General features: G+C 75.4%; 1 protein-coding gene and 1 pseudogene. Both read left to right on the top strand.

Annotated elements, in window-relative coordinates; translation table 11 throughout:
• A pseudogene (locus FRZ03_RS35850) lies at positions 1–858 on the top strand (hypothetical protein); the annotation flags it as partial.
• The coding region (locus FRZ03_RS35845; RefSeq protein WP_146469244.1) for a right-handed parallel beta-helix repeat-containing protein at positions 855–4,074 on the top strand (3,220 nt) is incomplete at its 3' end. The pseudogene FRZ03_RS35850 and the gene FRZ03_RS35845, both read left to right, overlap by 4 nt.

Raw genomic sequence — 4,074 nt, 5'->3', positions numbered from 1 at the left:
CGGGTGCAGCCCGTGCCCAAGGCGTCCGCCTGTGCGGTGCCGCCTGAGCGCGGCATCGAGAAGGAACGGGACTGGGTGCGGCGGACGTTGAACACGCAGTACAACGCCGTCGCGGGCACGGTCTCGCGAGTGATGTCCGAGTCGCCGGGGCTGCGCGGCGGCGCACGCGGGGAGGCGGGTGACGCACTCACCGACCTGGTGGCCGTCCGGCTCTTCCTGTCCGGTGACCACACGCAGGTCAACGAGGCCGTACGGACCGCCGCGGTGGGCCCGCACGTGCCGCTGGCCCGGTGTGTGGCGTCCGGGCTGCGCAGGCTGCCCTCCTACCGGGGCGCGGCCCTGCTGCGGACCCGTGCGTCGGCGGCCGAGCGCGCCTGGTTCCGCGAGGGCCGGCTGGTGTCCGAGTGGTCGTTCTGCACGGCGTACAGCGCGCCGCACCCGGGCCCGCCGGGCGGCACCGACTTCCTCATCTGGTCGATCACCGCCCGCCGCACCAATCTGATCGACCCCGCCGAGCCGGACCGGGTGGTGTTCCTGCCCGGCACCACCTTCAAGGTGCTGCGCCCCTCGGACGGCGAGGAACCGGTGCTGCTGCGGGAGTTGTCGCCCTCGGAGATCGCCTCCGACGGCAAGGTGGACGTCCAGCGGGTGCCGTTGGACGAGATCGCCCTGGACGGTCTCGACCGTGCGGCGAGCGCGCTGCGTGCCGATGACGCGGCGGAGCAGGACCGGCGGGGCGACGCCCGGGCGAAGGAGCGCTTCGGGACGCCCCCGGGCCTCATCGGCAACGCGCCGCGGCAGCGCCCCCGCGGCAACGGCGGCGACCTGAGTGCGCCTGACGAGGGAGCGAAACTGTGACCCGGCCCGTGCTACTGGTGTCCCCGGACCGCCCCGGAGCGTACCGGACCATCGCGGACGCCCTGGCGGACGCCACCGACGGCGCGCTCATCACCGTCGCCCCCGGCCGTTACGACGAGACGCTGTACCTGAACCGCCCGGTGACCCTGGCCGCCGAGGGCGCGGGCGGCACCGTGGAGATCGCGTCGGCCTCGGGCAGCACCGTGGTGCTGGACGCGGAGGCCGTGCAGCTCACCGGCCTCCAGCTGACCGGCACCGACCGCGAGGCCCCCGTGCTGGACGTGCGGCGGGGGCAGGCCGCGCTGGACGGCTGCCGGATCTCCGGCGAGGCGTGGGCGGCCGTACTGGCCTGGCAGGACGGTGTGGTCGCGCTGCGCGACTGCCGGGTCACCAACGCCCAGGGCGCCGGCATCGTGGTCACCTCCGGTGGGGGCAACGCCGTGGAGCGCTCTCACATCGAGGAGGTCGGCTCGTCGGCGGTCGTGGTGGCCGAGCACGGCCGGCTGACGCTGCGCGACTGCCGCCTGGACCGGGCCCGCGGCAACGGTGTCTGTGTCAACGGCCAGGCGACGGCGGTGGTGGAGGCCACCCGGATCAGCGGCAGCGGCAAGCCCGCGCTCGCCGTGGAGCAGCACGCGCGGGCCACGCTGACCGGTGTGGAGGTGAGCGGCAGCGCGGCGCTGGACGCGTATCTGACCAGTGCCGCCGAGGTCGTCCTCACCCGCTGCTCGTTCACCGGTTCCGGCGGCCAGGCGGTGCGGGTCGGCGAGGGCAGCGCTCCGGTGCTGCGCTCGTGCGTGGTCGCCGGGGCGCAGCGCGAGGGCGTCCATGTCGCGCCGGGCGGGCGGCCCCGGCTGGAGGACTGCCGGATCACCGGCACCCCGACCGGTCTGCTGGTGGAGGCGGGCGGGCGCGCCGAGTGCGCGGGGCTGACCGTCGAGGGCGCGGCCACGACGGCCGTGCAGGCGGCGGACGGTGAGGTGGTGCTGGAGCGGCTGACGACCGAGGGCGGTGGCGGCACCGCGCTGCGGGCCACCGGGGCCAAGGCCCGGCTGACGGTCCGCGAGGCGGAGTTGTCCGTCGGCGGCGCGTCGGGGTTGGAGCTGGCGGACGGTGCCTCGGCGACGCTGTCGGCGCTGCGGCTGCGCTCGGGCGGCGGCACGGGCCTCGCGCTCGCCTCGGGCGCCCGCGCGGAGGTGACCGACTCGGCCTTCTCCGGCTGTTCGACGGTCGTCGGGGCGGAGTCCGAACTGACCGCCCGCGACAGCGAGTTCACGGGCGCGGACGGCGACGGCATCCGGGTCAGCGCGGGCGGTGCCGTCACCGCCGTCGGCTGCCGGGTCAACGGCGCGCGCGGCCACGGCGTGAACGTGCAGGCGTCCTCGCGGGCCGAGCTGACCAACTGCACCGTCTTCGACAACGGCGGCGACGGGGTGCGCTGCAACACCGACGAGCCGGTGCGGGTGCACGACTGCGAGGTCCGCGACAACGGCGGTCTGCCGGTCCGGCAGCTGAAGTCGGGCCAGGTCTCGGTGGAGCGCGTGGACACCGGCACCGACCCGGCCGGCCGGGCGGTAGACAGCGCGGGCGGCGCGGACGGGGCCGGCCCGGTGGACGGGGGCCCGGGGGCGCCGCAGGCCGCGCACACCGGCACCGGCCCGCTCGCGGAACTGGAGGCGCTGGTCGGTCTGGAGAGCGTGAAGCGCGAGGTCACCGGGCTGATCAACCTGAACAAGATGGCCCAGCGCCGCCAGGAGATGGGCCTGCCGATGCCGCCCATGAGCCGGCACCTGGTCTTCGCGGGGCCACCCGGCACCGGCAAGACGACGGTGGCCCGGCTCTACGGCGCGGTCCTCGCCGAGCTGGGCATCCTCAGCCAGGGCCATATCGTGGAGGTGGCCCGCGCCGACCTGGTCGCGCAGATCATCGGCGGTACGGCCATCAAGACCACGGAGGTCTTCAACAAGGCGCTGGGCGGCGTCCTGTTCATCGACGAGGCGTACACCCTCACCGCCCAGTCGCGCGGCACCGGGCCCGACTTCGGGCAGGAGGCCGTCGACACGCTGATGAAGCTGATGGAGGACCACCGCGACGAGGTCGTGGTGATCGTGGCCGGGTACTCCGCGCAGATGGAGCAGTTCCTCGCCTCCAACCCCGGCATGGCCTCCCGGTTCGCCCGCACGGTGGAGTTCCCCAACTACAGCGCCGAGGAACTGGTCACCATCGTGCGGGGCCTGTGCGGCAAGCACTACTACGAGCTGTCGGACTCCGCGCTGGAGGCGCTGGACCGCTACTTCCAGGACGTGCCCAAGGGCGCCACCTTCGGCAACGGCCGTGTCGCCCGCCAGGTCTTCGAGGAGATGATCAGCAGGCAGGCCTCCCGGCTGGCCGCCGAACCGCCGGGCGACGACGCCGAGTTGTCCCGGCTCACCAGCGCGGACGTCATCACCGTGCCGGGTGGCACCGCGGACACGTCGGCCGCGGCGCACGGCGCCCCGGGCACCGCACCCGAACCGCCCCCGGCACCCACCGGTACGGCGCCCACGGCCACGTCGCCGTCCGGCACGGCCCCCTCCTCCGCCGGGTTGCGCAGGCTCGCGGCGATGACCGGGCTCGACGCGGCCCGGACCGCGCTGCGCACCCGGGTGGAGGCGCTGGCCGGGGCCGGGCGGCAGCCCGGCGCACCGGTGTCGGCGCAGGCCAACATCGTGCTGGAGGGGCCGCTGGGCAGCGGCCGGCGGGCACTGGCCCGGGCCTACGGGCGGTGTCTGACGGAGGCCGGGCTGCTGACCGCGGGCACCGTGCACGAGGTACGGCTGTCCGCGCTCCCGGCGCGCTTCCCGAAGCAGCCCGCCCACCGGCTGGCGGCCGCACTGGAGGAGGCCGAGGGCGGTCTGCTGGTGCTGCACCTCGACGACGCCCTCGGCCGGCGTTCGGCCGCCGAGCGCGCGGCGGTGCTCGACGGGCTGGCCCGGCTGGCCGGCACGCCGTGCGACTCGGTGCTCGCGCTGTGCGGCTCGCCCACTGAGCTGCGCGCGCTGATCGGTGAACGGGCGGACGTGGCCGGGGAGTTCGCCGAGTACCTGCGGCTCGACCCGTACACCGTGGAGCAGGCCATCGAGCTGGTGCGCCGACGGCTGTGGGCGTTCGGCTTCCAACTGGCCGACGACGCCGTGCGGATGCTCGCCGCGGCCTTCCAGGCCGCGCCGCCGCGCG

Source organism: Streptomyces misionensis, assembly GCF_007896895.1.
In the GTDB taxonomy this organism is placed as follows: domain Bacteria; phylum Actinomycetota; class Actinomycetes; order Streptomycetales; family Streptomycetaceae; genus Streptomyces; species Streptomyces misionensis_A.
Note: the sequence above shows the minus strand (reverse complement) of the source record. Positions and strands in the feature narration are given on the sequence as shown.